We start from the raw sequence: 19611 nt of genomic DNA on the forward strand, positions 1-19611 counted from the left end.
GATAATTGTAAGCGGTAACATAAGGAGGAGGTGACTATCGTTTGTGTTCCTTTGGTTAGCGAGTGAAGTTTTCCTGCATCAAAGGAATAATGCTGCAGAAGTGCAGCGAACGACAACATCATGCAGGGCAGATTGAACTGATTTCCTGGGGCTGTCTTACAACAGAAAGACTTCTTTCCCCAGATTTAATCCCAGATTTGAAGTAACAATTTTTGGATAAAGGAGGAGCTAATCCAATGGACCGAAGAACTGTTTCCATCCAGAAATCGATATTTGTATCTTTTCTAGCATTCCTTATGGTTATTTCATTGGTTGTACCTCCGGCTCCGGCACGTGCAGAGTCATCCGACATCCTGACGGGCCGCCAGGGAGAATATCTTAACCGGGGTCTCGTTGCGGTTCTCGTAGACAACGGCGTTTTTTTAAGCTGGAGGTATCTGAACAATGATCCTGATGAGATCGCTTTCAATATATACAAAAATGGAACCAAAGTGAACGCGTCACCGATCAGCGACGTGACGAACTATGTGGACACAACCGGCTTCGACAGCTCGCAATATCAGATATCCACCATTATTGCGGGCAAGGAGCAAATGCAGCCAGAGGTTGTATCGGTCTGGCATAACGATTATCTGCCTATTCCACTTGATAAGCCGGCCGACGGTCGGACCAAGGACGGTGGAACCTATTCCTATTATGCGGGCGATGCTTCCGTTGCGGACTTGGACGGTGATGGCGAATATGAAATCGTCTTCCTGTGGAGTCCGAGCAATTCCAAGGACAATTCGCAGGCAGGATATACCGGCAATGTCTATATCGATGCCATCAAGCTGGACGGCACGAAGCTGTGGAGGATTGACCTTGGAGTCAACATCCGTGCCGGAGCTCATTATACGCAGCTCATGGTATACGATCTGGATGGCAACGGAAAAGCCGAAGTCGTTGTGAAAACAGCGGACGGCACAAAAGACGGACAGGGTACGGTCATTGGTGATGGCACAAAGGATTACCGCAACGAGGGCGGATACATACTGTCAGGGCCGGAGTATCTCACACTGTTTGACGGTGAGACCGGAGCGGCCGTATCCACCGTGGATTACAATCCCCCAAGAGGAAACGTCAGTGATTGGGGCGATGGGTACGGCAACCGTGTAGATCGCTTTCTTGGCGCCATCGCTTATCTGGACGGCAAAAAGCCAAGTGTGGTGATGAGCCGCGGTTATTACACCCGCACGGTGCTTGCTGCTTATGATTATGTTGGTGGAAAACTCGTGCAGCGCTGGACCTTCGACACGAACGAAGCAGGAGCACAATATCAAGGACAAGGCAATCATAACTTAAGTGTTCTGGATGCCGACAATGACGGCAAAGATGAAATCATGTTCGGCGCCTTGGCCATCGACGATGATGGGAGTTTGATGTACAGTACCGGACTCGGCCACGGGGACGCCATGCATGCAGGCCAGCTCGATCCGAACCGGGATGGATACCAGGTGGTGAGTGTGCACGAGCATTCGGATGCGGCATATGGACTGGAGATGCGCGATGCTGCTACAGGCGAAATTATCTGGGGGCAGAAAACAGGCATCGACACCGGTCGAGGGATGTCAGCGGACATTGATCCGAACTATCCGGGCTATGAATCATGGGCCACGACCGTTACCAACGGGCAAAGTGTACCTGTAACCAATACCTATTCGGCTGCCGGAGAGGCGATCTACACGGTGGGCGAAGGGCCCAAAACCGCCAATTTCGCCATCTGGTGGGACGGAGATCTTCAGCGGGAGCTGTTTGACCATCAGTGGGATAACAGTACAGCCAGAGGAATTCCACTCATTTACAAGTGGGACTACGAGAACAAAAAGCTGGATGAAATCTTCCGGGCGACCGGTACGTTAACAAACAATCATACCAAAGGAAATCCAGCGCTTCAGGCGGATATTCTGGGCGACTGGCGAGAGGAAATTCTGCTGCGGAGCGAAGATAGCTCGGAGTATCGTCTCTACACGACCACCATTCCTTCTGATTATCGCATCCCTACGCTGATGCAGGATCCTGTGTATCGACTTGGCGTTGCCTGGCAAAATGTTGCCTACAATCAGCCGCCACATACAGGCTTTTATCTTGGAGCAGAAGCTACGGAATTTCCCAAAGCCGATCTGGCGCTGACGCGGGATGCAGAAATGCCGGAGCCTGTTTACCGCTTTGATTTCGGTACAGAGACAGCCTCAGGAAGTACAAATGTACAGGATACGCTCTACGCGCAAGATCCGGGATTCGGGTTCTTGGATACGAGCGGGATTGCGGTAGGGGCAAACCAGGTTTCGGTCAACACAGGCACAACATTTGCCGTTGATCTGCCAAATGCAAATTACAAGGTGACGCTGCGATTAGGTAGCGATGCGCGTGACTCCAACGTTGGAGTCAAATCCGAATATGTCCAGAAGCTAGCTATGACGAATGTAAAAGCGGGAGAACCGCTGGAGTATTCCTATGACATTGCCCTGGTGGATGGTCAGCTTGATTTCCTCTTTACGGGTACAGCCATAGACATCCAAGACATTATCATAGAGAAATATCCGGATAAATCGGCCGGTGCCGCAACGACGATCTATATGGCCGGTGATTCGACCATGCAATCTTACAGTGAGATGCAGGCACCACAAGAAGGGTGGGGTCAGCAATTCGGTCGTTATTTCTCAAATGGGGCAGTGATCGTGAATGATGCGATCGGCGGCCGAAGCAGCAAATCGTTTATGGTAGACGGTCGTCTGGATACGATCCTGCAGCGAATCAAGCCGGGAGACTTCTTCTTCATTTCCTTCGGTCATAATGATGCCAGTGCAGGGATACCGGACCGGTATGCATCCCCTGAGGATTATAAGATCTACTTGGCTCGTTATGTAAACGGTGCCAAACAGCGCGGTGCTACACCAGTATTGCTCACTCCGGTTGGACGCAGAGACTTCAATACGGTGACTCAGGAGTTCAATGTCAGCTTCCCGGTATACGTGCAGGCTGCCAAAGAAGTGGCAGAGGAGCTTGACGTAGCGCTGATTGATCTGAGCAAGTTAAGTATTGCGTACTACGACAAAATTGGTAATACAGCTACGGAAAAAGTGTTCCTTTATGCTAATCCGGGTGAATATCCAAAATACCCGAATGGGATCAACGATAACACCCACTTCAGTCGTTATGGCGCGCAGAAAATTGCCGGACTGGTTGCAGGCGCGGTCAAAGACATGGAGTTGAGTATTTCTTCTCTGGTGATCGACCCGGATATGTCCGAGCCGGAACCGGAGCCGGAAATTCAGCTCTACGAAGAGGATTTTGAAGGAGACCCTGCCGATTACCAGTATGCGATGGTTAATGCTACGGGTATTGCAGGAACGATGGCGGGAACGGTTGTTGAACAAAGCGGAAATAAAGTGCTGTCCGTCACGGGATCCGGATCAGGACATCGGGCTAAAGTGTTCCGTATGTTCGATGCCGTAAACGGCGATCAGGTAAATGTGAAGTTTGATTGGCAATCGGGCAACGTAAGTGCCTATCCGTCAGAGGGGCATCTTACCATCATGGATTCTAACGAAAATGCGCTTTTCACACTGTATACGAAAACCGGAAGTTCCAAAATTCATTATTATGTCGGTGCATATAATGCGGACTACGGTACGGGTGATACAGCCATACCTGAAGGGGGAACGGCGACAGAGATTTCCAAGAACCAGTGGGTGAACGTGGATGCAACTGTTAACTTTGCAGAGAAAACGCTGGATCTGACATTAACGAACCTAGCGGATCCGACAGTTACACAGACGATCGAATCTATTCAGATGAGTTCCGGTGCTTACGCAGACAACGTCAGAGCCCTTCGGTTCTTGGGTACGAGAAAAGGCGGTGGAGGCACGCTGAACTGGACGACTCAGATCGATAATGTGCGAATTGAAGGCACGCAGCTCCCTTCCGAGGGTGGGGATCAGACAGCTTTGATTGCTCTGTATGATGAGATCAAAGCACTGGAACTGTCGGAATATACAGACGCATCGAAAGCTGTGTTGAACCGGGCTTTGGCAGCTGCGGAAGCCATATTCAATACCGAAGCCACGCAGGCTCAAGTTGACCATGTGTTTAACATGTTAACCGTCGCCAAGGATTCATTGACCAAAGAGGCGGCTGAAGAGGTAACTGAGTACAAGTTTGATTTTGGTTCCGGCAGCGCTGCCGATGGATACATCAAGGTAGATGCCAAGAGAGCGTTCATCGAAGGCAATGGGTATGGCTTTGCGAATACTGCGCTGACCGAAGATGTGAACCGGGAAACCGGAGATGCGCTCAAGGAGGATTTCACGCGGGTAAATGGGACTTCCTTCCTGGTGGAAATGGAACCAGCCAATTACCGGGTAACGATGACCGTTGGGGATGCGGAGGAATCGACGAGCGCAAGTGTCGTTGTGGAGCAGATGACGAAGCTGCCGCTCACAACCATTGCCAAGGGCGATTTTAAAGAAATCACAACGGACATTGCTCTGATTGACGGCGTATTTAACTTTGACTTCTCTGGAAATACACCGAAGATTAATGCACTGAAGATTGAGCGTCTGCCTGAAAACGGCGTGGGCGATAAGCCTGTTATTTATTTGGCGAGCGATTCCACCGTTGCCAATTACGCAGAGAACTATCGTCCGCAAGCAGGCTGGGGCGAAACGCTGGGCGGATATTTTGATCAAGATGAAGTCAGCATTGATAACCGGGCAGTCGGTGGACTCAGCAGCAAAACCTTCCTGGTCGGTGGATATCTCAACGATCTTTTGCTCGACATCCATGAAGGCGATTATCTGTTTATGCAGTGGTCTCATAACGATTCCACACCGTCCCGCCCGGAGCGTTATCTTACGCCTGAGCAATTCAAGGTATACTTGAAAGAATACATTGATGGAGCTCGGCAAAGAGGTGCGATTCCTGTTCTGGTCACACCAGTGAACCGTCGTGATTTTACTGGAGAGACCCTGAACAAAAGCTTTCCGGAATACGTTCAGGCGATGAAAGAAACGGCGGAGGAGACGGAAACGCTCATCATCGATCTGAACCAGGCAAGCTGGGAGTATTTCCAGGAGCTCGGCACTGAAGGAACCAAATCGATTTTCATGTGGGTAGGCACAACGGAAGACAATACCCATTTGCAGATGAACGGTGCAAACAAGGTATCTGAACTTGTGGCACGTCTTGTGAAAGAACTGAATATACCGCTGTCAGCCTTTGTCACACTGGAAGGGGAATCACCGGAACAGACAGCCCCCCATACCACGGTATCCGTGGATGGAGATGAGCATGACGGGTGGTATACTTCTCCAGTACAAGTAACCTTTACTGCAAATGATGAAGATTCTGAGATCGAAGGGACCTATTATAAAATCAATGGTGGCGAAACGGTGAGTGGCACACAGTTGACTCTAAGTGAAGAAGGTACACACACCATCACCTACTGGAGCGTCGATGTGGAAGGTAATCAAGAGAGTGAACAGTCTCTGACCCTGTCTATTGATCTCGTACCACCAACCGTTGAAATTCAGGGTCAAGCCGAATACACCATTGATCAGCACGTGGAAATTGGCTATACAGCCGCTGATTCAATATCCGGCGTGGCAGAACCGACGGGTGTGCTCCTAGATACTCCGGCTTTTACACTGGAACCGGGCCTGAACAAGGTAATAGCAACCGTCTCCGATTTGGCTGGCTGGGAGCAGACGGTAGAATATAGCTTTGGAGTTATTGCTACATTCGATAGCCTGATTAATCTGACCAACTCCTTTGCGAATGAATCGATCGATCCTAATGCAAGTGCTCTTGCTGAGCAGCTCGCGAACACATTAAGGCAGGCCAACGAGGCAGCTATGAATCATGAAGGAGCAAAGGCACGTCAACTTCTTGCATCATACGGTAATGATGTTCAAGCAGCTAGAGGAAATGTCTTTACGGATGATCAGGCCAATGTGTTAATAAAGTGGGAGGAATGGCTCAACCAAGCAACTCCACTAGCGAACGGGGCCCCTGGTACGCCTGTGCTTTCTGACAATAACGGTTACGACACGGGTCTTAAAGACGGGGACTACACAGTCACGATGAATTTGTGGTGGGGCAATAACGGCAATCACTTCAAACTGTATGAGAATGGCGAATTGATCAAGGAAATTGCACTGGTCGATCAATCACCATCCGCTCAATCTGTTCAAGTTGATATTACTGGAAAGAAAAATGGCACCTATATTTATACCGGAGAGTTGATCAATTCACTGGGTACGACCATGAGTGTTCCGCTGACAGTCACGGTTACCGATGCTTCTCCGGGGCAAGCCGTTCTATCGAACGATAACTGGGACGGAGATGGTAATTTTAATGTCAGCATGAATCTGTGGTGGGGAACGAACGCAACCGAATACGAACTTTACGAAGATGGTAAGTTGATTGACACACAGTCGCTGCAATCGAATACGCCTAAAGCACAATCTGCGGTAACCACAATCACTGGAAGGGGACCTGGAATCTATGAGTATGAAGCTGTACTTCGTAATTCTTCAGGGGAAACCAGATCGTCCAAATTAAATGTAACCGTACGAAAGTAGGTAAAATTGTTTAAGGTATTCCTTTATCACAAGTGATTTAGAACTGAAGTAGATTAGATATATTAAAAAGTGCTATTCCTCATCCATTTGAGGAGCAGCACTTTTTTATTATGAGAAATCGTAAAGAGTACATGATCTTTTACTAAGCCGAGGATAATTAACAATGAACCCTCTAATCCAACGGGCAGCTTAGTTCAGCGGATGTTAAAATAAATGAGACCATGATAACGAACAGGAGGGTTTATATGCTGCCTTTTCCAGCACGTACAAGTCGTCAAGAAAAATTGGATTTCGTATATGAGATAAAGGACAAGTTGTTGGATAAATATGATGAGGATATTGAAGCTATTGGCATCTATGGTTCGCTTGCTCAAGGAAAAGACGGTCCTTATTCAGATATAGAATTACATGTAATTTGTCGAGATGGAGCGAATATACCTAGCCATGAATTAATCTATCATCCATTCAAATTGGAGATTTCTACAAAGCAGACATCGGAATGGTTAGATCAAGCGCGTTCAGTAGACGATGGATGGGCAATTAAAGCGGGAAGCTTATTACATATTACTTCTTTGTATGATCCGAAAGGTATATTTGAAAGGACGAAAGAAGCTGCACTTTCCGTACCTGAAGAAGCATTTAGAGAAGTGATCGCAGAATTTATCATTTGGGAGCCTTACGAAACGATGGGCAAGATACGAAATATGCGAGTTACGAATAATCTTTCTTATTTACCCCGAGCTGTTTTTGATTTCACATGGCAAAATGCAAAATTAATTGGTCTCTTGAACAAGCAATACTATACCAGTAGAGCCGTTACCCTCGAAGAATCTATAGATAGACCAATGAAGCCAGAAGGATATGTTGAGCTCGCGAGAAAAGTAATCAGTGGAGATTTATCTGAAAAGGAAGAGCTTTATCAGCTCTGTGAAAATCTCTGGTCTGGGCTGAATAGTTTAATTCAGGAATTAGGGATTGAGTACCGAAGCGATAAATTGGAACTCTGACAGTCTGTTATTTAACTCAGATACCTTATTCAATGAATGGGGGAAACGAACAACCCAAATTTTTGATTTTCAAGTTGAAAACTCTTCATGTTCGGCCATGAGTATGTAAACCTACATACATTTAGGGTTAGACTACAAAGAAGGACGTTCCTAAACAGGACGTCCTTTTTTACTATGCTAACAACAACGTGACTGCTGATTCGAAAGTGGACCGTTTTGAAGCGGGTGTATGAACTTGAAGGCTTTTCTCAAAAAAGAGATTGCACCATTACGGATAAAGAATACGCTACTTTGGCCAAAATATTGGAAGGTATGATGAAGGAAGAGTTTTCCATGTTGAGCAGTCTGTTATTCCGTATCGAGAACAATGCAAGAACTCATACACAAAACTATGTTGAAATAGAGGTTGGTAAGATGGATCATACTCAATTTACCCATGATAACAGACGACGTCCTAAACATCAGTCTCCGAAGAAAGCAACATATAGAGAAGCCTTCCGTATCAAACGGATTCCGCTCAATTGGTTCAGGGGAATTGGCTCGGCGATCAGTGTGGGAATTCCTTCTTTAATCGGTTTTTTGATCGGAGATCCTGCTCTCGGCATACTAGCTTCCGTCGGAGGTTTCACCTTTCTATATGTATCGAATGAACCGTATTCCCAGCGTGCTGTAAGATTATTCTGGATTGCGCTTGGATTAACTGCTTCATTTGCACTTGGTGCGTTAAGCTCTTATAACGATGTACTTATGGTGCTTATGTTTGGAGTTGTTGGGTTTATTAGCACCATGCTGTTTAAGCTTTTTGAAATTGTTGGCCCTGGAGGCTTGTTTATTGTCCTTGCTTATGCGATTGGCACTTCCATGCCACATGATCTGGCTGCGCTCGGATTCAACGTGCTATGCGTATTGCTGGGCGCCATTTTTGCCTGGATCGTTGCTATGACAGGAGTACTTGTAAAACCGCACCGTAACGAGAACAAGGCCGTTTCGGCGGTATACCAGAGCTTGGCGACTCTACTGTCATCGATCGGAATGGATACGTATACAGAACGGCAGCATCAGACGGCGTTTCTCACCAAACAGGCAGAGCGAACATTATCCCATGCCAAGTTGTTCGGAAAATGGAAGCGGAACAATTACGTTTTGGAAAACTTGATACAACTAAACGCACAAGCTGAAGTCATATTTCTTTCTATACTCGATGTCTCGCAAGAGCAAAAGCATGAGATGGAAGATCGACTCGCCGAATCACTTCAGATCATTAGCAATCAGCTTCGTGATAAAGATAAGGAAAGAGATGTAATCGTTCAAATATCAGAAGAAGGAAGCAGTGCTTTTCTTAGAGATCTCTATGCAAACGTAAAGTTCGCATATGAGATACATTTTGGGACAGTTGATTTGATTCCTGCTCCAGCATCTTCTGGTGAGGAAGAGAAGAAAAATGTAATTGGTAATGATCTAATTAAAAAAGCGTTCAGCAGGGATTCTCTTATCCCTTTTGTGGCTCTCCGTTACGGAACGATAATTTTTATTTCAGCAGCTATTGCGTATGGTTTTCATTTAAACCGTTCGTATTGGGTTCCGTTATCCTCGGCTGCAGTCATGGGAGGCGGTACATATGTCAGTAACCTGCATCGCGGCATACAACGTTCGGTGGGCACAATCATTGGGATTTGGATAGGGGCAGCCTTGCTATGGCTGAAGCCTGCTGGCTTGTTTGTTTCCTTAACACTTGCCGGATTGCAGTTTATCGTGGAATTAATCTACGCCCGAAATTATTCGCTCGCGGTTATGTTCATTACTCCCAGTACCCTTCTGATTGGAACGACAATCAATCCAGCACTGACTAGCGGTTATTTCATATCTGCCCGACTCGTCGATATCATCATTGGAAGCATCGTGGCCATTGTCGGGACGGCGTTGTTATGGCGGAAGATTTCTTCCAAACGGTTGCTTACCGTTTTTTCTGATGCTGTTGGAAAAGAAGGAGAGATGTTGATTTCCATGTTAGAGAGTGAACATACGTCAATTCAAGCCTCCAAACAACAGGAGCTCCAACATGCTTTGCTTCAGCTTCGTTTAGTATATGACAGTGCATTAGCTGAATCACTTCGCAGGGATGTAAAGGTTACAAGTCTCTGGCCTGCAGTGGGAGATTGCTTGCACCTGGGTTACATGTTACTCGCAGCGTCCCGCCATCCTTCAAGAGAAGTAGCGGAAGAGCGGGTGCATGAGTACAAGGTCTATTTCGAAAGGCTTACACAATCCATCAAAGATAATGAGAACCTCTGTATTGACATGCCGGACGTGCCGAGTCTGCCTGAATACCCTTTAATCCATGAAGATCTTGCTCGATTACACCGTTCTTTAGGTAATGAAGCCATCAAGAAGGGGATGGAATTGCACGGCTAGAATACTAATTAGAACGAATTGGAAAGTAACCCAACAATCATATTCTCATTTGTGAAAAGAAATACAATAATTGCTGTGATAGTGAGTTGTTTTTGGATCTCATGTTGTCGAATCCAAGTGCACTTCATTGAGCAAAGGAAGTGCACTTCCACCGAGGAGGGATCAACCCGTGAATGTAGTCACCAAGTTGATGAGTGAACTCAAAGATCGCGATAGCCGACAGCAGTTGAAAGGCTATCGAGACCAAGTGAAACTTATCAGAAAAAGGAATTTGGAGGCCTGGGACGATGAACGACTTCAAGAGGAATCACATCGACTGAAAGAGGAAGCGTTAGGAGGCAGAGCTTTGGATGAGCTGCTTGTCGATGCCTACGCTTTAGTCTGCGAGGTGGCGAAGAGAAAGCTCGGATTAAACCCGTACGATGTACAGATCATGGCAGCCATCGCTCTGCATGAGCGATTTCTAATCGAGCAGCACACGGGTGAAGGAAAAACACTCTCCGCTGTTATGCCCGCTTATCTAAATGCGTTGACAGGCCAAGGCGTGCATGTGCTGACGTTCAACGATTATTTGGCCAACCGAGATGCCGAGTGGATGGGCCCGATCTATCGATTTCTTGGGTTAAGTGTTAACTCAGTTCAAGCTGGCATGAATCTGTACGAGAAAAAGAATGCCTACGCTAGCGATATCACCTATGTGACGGCTAAAGAAGCAGGATTTGATTACTTACGAGACACGATCGCGCTCAACGAAGTTGATCTGGTTCATCGTCCGTTCCACTTCGTCATCGTCGACGAGGCGGATTCGCTGCTTCTTGATGAAGCGCGGGTGCCGCTAGTTATAAGTGGAGAGTCGGGCTCTTCCAAGAATGACGACATTCGTTTCGCAAAAGTGGCTCAGCAGCTCGATCAAGGAGAGCATTACGAATTTGACGAGTTCCAACGGAACGTTTACTTGAATGAAGCAGGCTCAGCGAAGGCAGAGTCACTGCTCAGATGCGGCAATCTGTACGATAGCCATAATACTCATTTGTTAACGTCATTAAATTGTGCGCTGCATGTGGAAACGTTACTAAAAAGAGACGTCGATTACATCATCCGGGACGGTGGAATCGAGTTGATTGACGAATATACTGGCCGAGTGGCTGAAAACAGGTATTTACCTGACGGACTGCAAGCCGCGCTTGTAGCCAAAGAAGGGCTGCAGTGGACAGTAGGCGGGAAAATTCTCGGCACGATTACGATTCAACACTTCATTAGCCTGTATCCGGGCATTTGCGGAATGACGGCTACAGCGCATGCTTCTGCAATGGAATTTGACCATATCTATGCGCTGCAGGTCATGCGAATTCCGCCGAACCAACCAAACATACGGATCGACCACCCGCACCGAATTTACACTCATATAGAAGCCAAACTTAAAGCTCTTGTACAAGAAATCTCTTCTGTCCATGCGACAGGACGTCCGATTCTCATTGGTACATCCAGCGTTGAGGAGTCCGATGACCTAGCGGAAGCGCTGGCGAAGGTTAATGTTCGTTGCCATGTTTTAAATGCAAAAAACGACGCAAAAGAAGCTGAAATCATCGCTAAAGCAGGAGAAATCGGTGCCGTAACCGTTTCTACAAATATGGCAGGACGAGGCGTAGACATTCGGCTCAGCGGCGGAAATCCTGAGCAGGCAGGATTGGTCGCCAAGCTGGGAGGCTTATACGTGATCAGTACATATGTGAATGAAAGCGTGCGGATTGACGATCAACTACGCGGGCGTTCCGGCCGCCAGGGCGACCCGGGATCCTCCATATTTTTCGTAAGCTTGGAAGATGAGCTAATGGTTCAGTTCGGCATCCATAAATTGGTTCACGTACCTATGCAGGATGAGGCACTCGATGACACGGTGCTTCTCAGTAAAATCGAGCATATTCAGCGCGTTATTATGGGTCAGAACTTTGATATTCATCTGGAACTGAACAGTTATTCGGATATGGTGGAAGATCAGAGGCGAATTCTATACGCCGAACGTCTTCAGATTTTAAAAGGCGATATACCGATGAGCCCCTCGGAACAGAGGGTACGTCTTTTTTATATCGACGAGTTCTGGGCGGAACATTTGGCATATGTTTCTTACCTTCGCGAAAGCATCCACTTGGAGAGCATAGCCAGCCGCAATCCAATCGACCAATTTCATATGCAAATTACCCAGGCCTACGAGCAAATTCCGTATAACATCAATAAGGCATCTCAGAAGATGCTTCTAAGGCTTGGAGATTCAAATGATCCATCGGAGTGGGAAAAGCTCGGTCTGAAAAGCCCTGCATCCACAAGGACTTATATTATCAACGATCAGTACAGCGAAAATAGACGCAGCTTATGGACTGGTACGACCGTCTTTGCTTTTTGGGGCCGCCAAATTTTGAGATGGGCGCTATGGCCGGTATATAGGATGTCAAAATAGTGATAAAAAGTAGTATTTCAGTTCGTCGAATCGATTGATTTTACAAAAGAAACTCCGAACCCCACTATATTCAAGGGTTTCGGAGTTTCTCTGTCAGGACAAATTAAACAGTGATGTTCTTCATTTCATGAATTTTTTGGAGTATTTGAACAAGTTTTATCTTCTCTTCATCATCCTCTGTGTGGAGATAACTCTCCACAAACCTGTATCCAAATACGAGAAGGATCATTTCATAGACGCAATGGTCTGCAACAGGGGGGGCATCTGCATATTCAGAAAATCCCTGGTAATACGCGGGAACACACCGCTTGTAGTAATCGACCATGTAATTAACATCTGCTTCATCCGCAATCAGACTTGCTAGATCTTCACCCAAGTAGCCCCATCCCGATGTATCCCAATCGATAAGCGCAATTTTCCCTTCAGCATAGATCAAGTTGGTCACCCAGAAGTCCCTATGGCATAGCACAAGGGGGAGTTTTTCAATGCGGTCAAATATTTCGTCTGCGTGCTCATCAATGTCGATAAGCATTTGCCGCACATGCTGCGGAAATTCGCAGTTCTCTGAACGTATATAGTCGTAGACAACTGGCCATGACCGGTAGTGCAGATAGGTATTTTTCATGAGGTCCGCATGGCTCAGGTTAGTCAGGCTCTGCAGTACAGCAGGTTGTTTGGCATACAGTTTGCCTTGAAAGCGTCCCAATTCCAGCGCCGCCTGTTCATACATGTCACCGGTTAAGTCCAAACCGGATACGCCATCAATATATTCCAGCCATAGATGAAATTCATCTTCTTCGGTATTCATCTCGGCATAATAACATGTTGGCCAGCGCAAGGCATTGGAGAAGGTTTCACCCAAGTCAGATGCATAGAGGTCATATTCCCTGCGCCATGAGCCAGGATCATTGTAACGATTCCATTGCTTCTGAATTTTTAGCACGATGCGGAATGACAATTTTTCGCCTTCGGATGTTTCGGCAACCCCCGTCACCATGTTTACATTTCCCACAGTACCGCCATGTAAAGGCATGGTTTTATAATCAGCCGAGATGATCTCTCTCTTAAATCTTCTTCGTAAGACAGCGTTCAGCGTTTCGGATTTAATATTCATATCTTCTTACCCCCGTTTTTCTTCATGTTCTTGCTATACATGGCGAGCGTTTTGCTTCTCGCCCTCTTGTTAATGAGGTAACTCGTTTTATCCTGGACATACCTGTTCTCATGGTGTTGGGCGAGATAATGTTCCCACCGCTCACGAGACAACGAACCGTCGGCAATCGCGGTGAGAACGGCACAACCGGGCTCGGTCTGATGGCGGCAATCCGCGAATCGGCATTGAGGGAACCATGCCTCCACATCGGTAAAACTTGTGCGTAAGCCTTCATCGGCATCAAAAAGACCAAGCTCCCGCATACCCGGCGTGTCGATGACCATACTTCCGGAGGGAAGCATGAACAGCTGACGATGGGTTGTTGTATGCCGCCCCCGGCTGTCGACCTCCCGGATCTCCTGCACCTTCATTACGTTCTGTTCCATTAATGCATTGAGGAGAGACGATTTTCCAACGCCAGACATACCGAGAAAGACAATTGTTTTGCCAGGCATGAAATAGGAATTGAGTTCGTTCAGTCCCATGGCTGTATGACTGCAGATTGCGTGAACCGGCACACCAGGAATACTTTGTGTGACTTCGGAGAGTGGGATAGTATAATCTGGGGCGAGATCAGCCTTGGTCAGAATGATGACCGGCTGGCCGCCGCTCTGCCTGGCTTGTGTCAGGTACCGCATGATGCGGGAAACGTTGAAATCTCCATTCAGCGATGAAAGGATAAACACATAGTCAAAGTTGGTTGCAACGACCTGTTCCAACACGGTTTTGGTATAACCAGTGGCATGACCGGAGTAATCCGCGCGTGAGAATTTGGATCGGCGGGGCAGTACTGTAGCGATGAGCGAATCTCCGCTCTCGTTGTAGTGCAGCAAGACAAAATCCCCGACGCATGGAAAGTCCACACGTGTTGCCGCGCCGTGATAAAAGGTTCCTTTAAGAACCGCTGTTACTTCCCCGCGCTCGGTGATGACCGTGAAGCGCTCGCGCCTAAGCTCTGTCACCCTGCCGGGCAATAATCCGCCTTGCACTGCATCTATCTCTGTATATCCATAGGTTTTCAAATCAATCATGTTATTGGGTAGCTCCTTTAATGTTGTTTTTTGGACGCAAAAATGCCACGGACAAGCAGCCTCTTAAGAAGCTGCTGTCGCGCGGCATCAGGACGCAAAAAAGATACGACCTTCATCGTATCTGCAAACAGCAATATTCACGAAAGGTTACTTTGGATGGCATACCAAATAATGCGGGTGTATTCCCACTTTTTTCGTATATGCCAACTATTCAGTTTTAAGACGAAACCACCATATAAGTAGCTGCCATTTAAAACATCTCCCTTCGTGTAAGGAACTAGCTTATCACTAAGCTCTTTATAAAATACCCTTTTATTCCAGAAAAATCAATTTGAAAAATACAACTAACCGAAAACGATGCTCCCACTTATCTTAAGGAACATTAGCGTTTACATTACAATGAAAGTATATTATAGTTATTAAAGAGTTATTTTATCCGCAATTAAAGGGGAGACCAACATGAATCCAAAATTACAAAAGAAAATTAACAACTTAGAAAATATTGAGAGATTTCCGGCAGAGGAATTATTGGAGTTAATACCTGTCAAGAAAACCGACAATGTATTGGACCTTGGGGCGGGCACTGGTTATATTTCCATGTCCATTGCTGAACGAGTGAACACCGTATATGCGTTGGATAATGACAAGGATGTTCTTGAATATTTGGAAACCCAAGCGAAAGAGAGAAGCATTGCGAATATTACAACTGTTGTAGGTGACTTCAGAGAAATTCCGTTAGATAACCAGGTTCTTGATATAGCTATTGCATCCATTTCTTTACACGAAGTTAAGCCTCTTGCAACAGCTTTGAAAGAGGTCAACAGAGTATTGAAAGACAGAGGCTTGTTCTTATGTATCGAATTAGAAAAGTCAGAGACTTCAACGGGTCCGAGAGTTTCATCCAAAGATATGGAAGTGGAAATGCTTGATGCTGGCTTCACCATTGTTAATAAGATCTACCCGTCGACCCAAATCGCCAACCAATCTGTCTATATAATCCTTGCTCAAAAGTAAAAAGGGCACCTATATTCTGCTGGAAAACAAAGCTTAATATAAATGAACGCGGGCTCTCGATATCATCGGCAGCCTCGTTAATCTACAAATGAATTTACACTCGTATTCTGTTGCTCCTGCTCGATATGGAAAGATATAGTTATATGAATTCTTCACCTTCATGTAAGAAGGGGTGTATATTAACTTCCCCTTGTCCTGCCTCTGGTTTTGGTGCCGAGAAGCATGAAAGCGTTTGACTTATTCGAATATCGATCTATAATTATGAAGGAAATTGGACGAGGACGGAAACTGACGAAGTGTCCTGAAATGTGTCCGCCTGAATGGATCGAAATGCCGACGAGCTTCAAAGTAGGCCTCAGCCTATGGGGATAACGATATTCGGTATAGCTGTATGTATACTCACAGCAAGCTTCCATAACCAGGAGGCTTGCTGTTTTTATTTTTTGAAGGAGACTAGGTCAGAATGACACTTAAAAAAAGGATCTTTTTATTGTTCTTCCTCAGTGCGTTTATCCCTTTTATCAGCATATTTGCGATTTCCTACTATACCATTGACTCCATTTTCGCAAATAAAATCGATGACGGCATCCGCAGCAATTTACAGCAGGTGACATCCTCACTGGAGAATTCAATCACCAATCTGAATCACGTTACACAGCAATTGTCCTACCGAGGAACCATTGGCAAAAAGCTGGATCAATTCCTGAAACCTTCCTCGGATATCTTCCTATTGATGGAGGCTAGAGACGAATTAAAAAGCGAGTTAAGTGTGGTCACGTTTACCAATCCGAATATTGGTTTGACCTTATATTACTTCCAGAAGGATGGAACTACACAGTTTGGCAACTTTCCGATTAAGGATCGCTTTTCTCCGGAGTCACTGCCTGTGCTCTTCCAGACCTACGGCATTAAGTACTATGGTCCGCATATCAGCATGAACCGATTCGATGACCAACTCGTTCTGTCTGCTCTGCGAAGAGTACAACTGCCTGAAAGGGACGACGTGTACATTTACGTTGAGTCGGGCTTTCGCCTCACACAGGATAACTTGGGATACAGTCAGTACAACGGGGCTCTGTCTCATCTGATCCTGGATGGTGAAGGCAACATTGTGTACAGTGAAATACCGGAAGCGATGAAGGTCGGGGAGAATTTCTCCAGCTTGACAGCCGATCCTGCCAAGGACGGGATATCCCGGGGGTATCACTGGTTCAAGGAGGATTCATCACAGAAATGGAGCGTCGTTTCAGTCATTTCGCAGGCTCAATATCAGCAGGAGAAAAACCAGTGGTTACTTCAAATATTGCTGGTCGCATTATTTTTCCTCGGCTTTACCGTATTTCTAGCTTGGCTCCTGTGGAAGATGGTGTACAAACCACTTGGTTTGTTCCATTCGGAAATCAACGGGATGTCCAAAAACCCACAAACGACGGGGAGCCGAGCTCGCACCCAGATTCCCGAATTTGATTTTCTGCTCGGTGAATTTTCGAACATGCAGCATCAAATTGGCGATCTCTTCAAGGAAGTGCAGCAGAAAGAAAAAATTCGTGCAGACCTGGAAGTGGAAAAACTGCTCTATCAGATTAACCCGCACTTTCTGATGAATACACTGGATACGGTACACTGGCTGGCCGTCATGAACGGACAAGGGGAGATCGACAAGCTGGTACAGTCATTGAACAAGCTGCTCTATTACAACTTGGGCAAATTAGGGCAAGTATCCACGATGGAAGAGGAGATTGATGCATTAAGACAGTATCTGATTTTGCAGCAAATTCGGTATGACTTTGAATTTGACGTTCGGATTACTGCTGATGAACAAGTGCTTCAAATTCCTGTGCCTCGTTTTATTCTGCAACCGCTGGTTGAAAATTCGCTCTATCATGGATTGAGTGATGAAGGCTTTATTCAAATTGAAGTGACATGTAATACAACATTGAACATTATGATACAGGATAATGGTGCAGGCATGAGCGAGGAAACCATTCATAAACTGCTGAACAACCGCGTAGCTGAACAACAAAAAGTAGGAATGGGCATTGGACTCAATTACGTTCACCGCATGTTGAAGTCACAATATGGGGACCAAGCACAATTGGTCATCGAGAGTGAATTGGGAACGGGGACAAGTATTCTGCTCATACTGCCCATTAAAGGAGAAGATATCTCAGCATGATTAAGGTATTGATTGTGGATGACGATAAGCTGGTACGCAAAGGCATTAGCTCAGCGATGCCATGGAACGAATTCAATATGGAGGTTGTAGGAGAAGCGAGTAACGGAGCAAAAGCATTGGATTTCCTGAAATCCCAACCGGTCGATCTCATGTTGACGGATCTTGCGATGCCGGTCATGTCAGGGATTGAACTGATGCGAGCGACGAAACAGCTCTATCCGGAGCTTCATATTGTCGTGTTAACCTTACATCAGGATTTCGATTATATCCAGGAAGCGCTGAGACTGGGCGCCATTGATTATATAGCCAAAGTCCAGCTGGAGAAGGAGCAATTTGAACATGTTCTGCACCGGATCCATACTCGTATTACTGGGTTGACGAGCTCTAGCCGAAAGATGCCTTCTATCAATGAAATCAATGTCCATTACCCGAACGTGTATGCACTGGTTTCCCAAGATCGCAAATCCGAACAGAAGTGGCCAGTGGAGCTGACCACCGATGGAGATGTGATCCGGTGGGAGGTTGAACGGAATAGCTGGATGTGGGCAGCTTCCTATGATGAGCAGGACCCGCTGTTTCTTCAGCTGAAGGCATCCCTGGATCAAGTTCCCTCTAGTACCTTATTGGTGTTGTCCGATGTACAAGAGAGAACATGGTCTCAAATCAAAAACTGGATTATGAATTATACTGAGACATATCTATTCTATGCGTATAACCCCGATTACCGAGTCATTGCCGTTTCGATGAACGAGGAAGAGACATTTTTAAAAGAACCGCAGGATGAGGACATAGACCGGATTAAGCAAAGTTGGTTCCAAACCCCATGGACTCATCATGACACGTACTACAACCAACTCGTTGAACAGTTTACATCATTACGATTAAACAAGGGCCAGTTGATGGGATTACTGTACTCCCTCGTTATGGAGTGGAATCACCTTTTTGCCCAAACAACGCTTGGAAGGATCTCGATGATCCATGGTTTCAATTCCTGGTACGAGGTTGAGAAATGGATTAAACAGACTGCTGTAGTTATTCGTAAGGCCGACGAACAGACTTCGTATTCCCAGGAAATCATCCATGCCGTGAAAAAAGCAGTGATGATCATTCAGGATGACTTGGAGCAGGCGTATACGGCTTCAGGTCTTTCCCAACAACTCAACATCAGCCGAAGTTATTTCAGTCAATGCTTCAAAGATCTGATGGGGAAAACCTTTAATGAGTACTCCAGGTTCATCCGGGTAGAGAAGTCGAAGGAATATTTGCTTAATACAAACAACACGATTTTCTGGATTGCCGAGCGAGTGGGTTATACGGATGAAAAATATTTCAGCCGGATTTTCCGTGAAATGACAGGCCTTCTGCCAAGCGAATATCGGCAGCTAGGCAGAGGAGTCAAATAGCAGACGTGTTCCCATTGAACAGACACCCATCATAGGGAAAGTGACCGTCTCCATAATGATTGTTGGAGGCCGTCATGGAAATGGTCCAAGAGACATTTTATCGATTATGGATAAATTGAAGGCCGACAGTTTCCTGTTTGAGGAGCTGCCGGCCTTTGTTTTTGAATGGAAATAAGGATAGATAGATGAATGTAAGTCAGCAGGTAGGATAAATGTTCACGAGCTAACCAATGCTCCAGGATTGCGGTAGAAAACTGTAATCATTTCTCTATCCAAACGAACGTGCAATCCCTATCTCAGTGGATCTTCACTCCATTTTATAATGAAAGCGTAAACAAAA

Annotated in this window: 9 protein-coding genes; 7 read left to right on the plus strand and 2 right to left on the minus strand. The window is 46.1% G+C overall.

Annotation, left to right across the window (positions count from 1 at the left end; translation table 11 throughout):
- The first annotated feature begins 236 nt into the window (after window positions 1–236).
- From ABIC22_RS22445 to ABIC22_RS22460, 4 genes are all read left to right on the plus strand, one after another.
- Window positions 237–6620 (plus strand): rhamnogalacturonan lyase family protein, encoded by a 6384-nt coding sequence (locus ABIC22_RS22445; RefSeq protein WP_354483899.1) that lies wholly within the window; start codon window positions 237–239, stop codon window positions 6618–6620.
- Window positions 6621–6865: 245 nt separating this feature from the next.
- Window positions 6866–7627 carry a kanamycin nucleotidyltransferase C-terminal domain-containing protein gene (locus ABIC22_RS22450; RefSeq protein WP_354483901.1) on the plus strand — a complete coding sequence of 254 codons (762 nt, stop codon included), beginning with the start codon at window positions 6866–6868 and terminating at the stop codon, window positions 7625–7627.
- A 225-nt stretch (window positions 7628–7852) separates the two neighbouring features.
- Complete coding sequence (locus ABIC22_RS22455; protein WP_354486060.1) at window positions 7853–10039, plus strand: FUSC family protein; 2187 nt, start codon at window positions 7853–7855, stop codon at window positions 10037–10039.
- Between the two features lie 169 nt (window positions 10040–10208).
- The gene (locus tag ABIC22_RS22460; RefSeq protein ID WP_354483902.1) at window positions 10209–12494 is read left to right on the plus strand and encodes a preprotein translocase subunit SecA; all 2286 of its coding nucleotides are present in this window, start codon (window positions 10209–10211) and stop codon (window positions 12492–12494) included.
- Window positions 12495–12597: 103 nt separating this feature from the next.
- Here ABIC22_RS22460 and ABIC22_RS22465 read toward each other — a convergent pair whose 3' ends face one another.
- Window positions 12598–13608 carry an aminoglycoside phosphotransferase family protein gene (locus ABIC22_RS22465; protein ID WP_354483904.1) on the minus strand — a complete coding sequence of 337 codons (1011 nt, stop codon included), beginning with the start codon at window positions 13606–13608 and terminating at the stop codon, window positions 12598–12600.
- Window positions 13605–14678 carry a ribosome small subunit-dependent GTPase A gene (rsgA, locus tag ABIC22_RS22470; protein ID WP_354483906.1) on the minus strand — a complete coding sequence of 358 codons (1074 nt, stop codon included), beginning with the start codon at window positions 14676–14678 and terminating at the stop codon, window positions 13605–13607. The genes ABIC22_RS22465 and rsgA overlap by 4 nt, the downstream gene beginning before the upstream one ends.
- 459 nt (window positions 14679–15137) lie before the next feature.
- Here rsgA and ABIC22_RS22475 point away from each other — a divergent pair, with 459 nt between their 5' ends.
- The 3 genes from ABIC22_RS22475 to ABIC22_RS22485 all read left to right on the plus strand — a co-directional run bounded on the left by ABIC22_RS22475 (window position 15138) and on the right by ABIC22_RS22485 (window position 19271).
- A complete protein-coding gene (locus ABIC22_RS22475) occupies window positions 15138–15692 on the plus strand; it encodes a class I SAM-dependent methyltransferase (protein ID WP_354483908.1) in 555 nt (184 codons plus the stop codon).
- Window positions 15693–16155: 463 nt separating this feature from the next.
- On the plus strand, window positions 16156–17868 hold the full coding sequence (locus ABIC22_RS22480; RefSeq protein WP_127536956.1) for a sensor histidine kinase: 1713 nt from the start codon (window positions 16156–16158) through the stop codon (window positions 17866–17868).
- Window positions 17865–19271 carry a response regulator transcription factor gene (locus tag ABIC22_RS22485; RefSeq protein WP_354483911.1) on the plus strand — a complete coding sequence of 469 codons (1407 nt, stop codon included), beginning with the start codon at window positions 17865–17867 and terminating at the stop codon, window positions 19269–19271. The genes ABIC22_RS22480 and ABIC22_RS22485 overlap by 4 nt, the downstream gene beginning before the upstream one ends.
- The last annotated feature ends 340 nt before the right edge of the window (window positions 19272–19611 follow it).

This window comes from Paenibacillus sp. PvP094, assembly GCF_040546835.1.
Lineage (GTDB): Bacteria > Bacillota > Bacilli > Paenibacillales > Paenibacillaceae > Paenibacillus > Paenibacillus illinoisensis.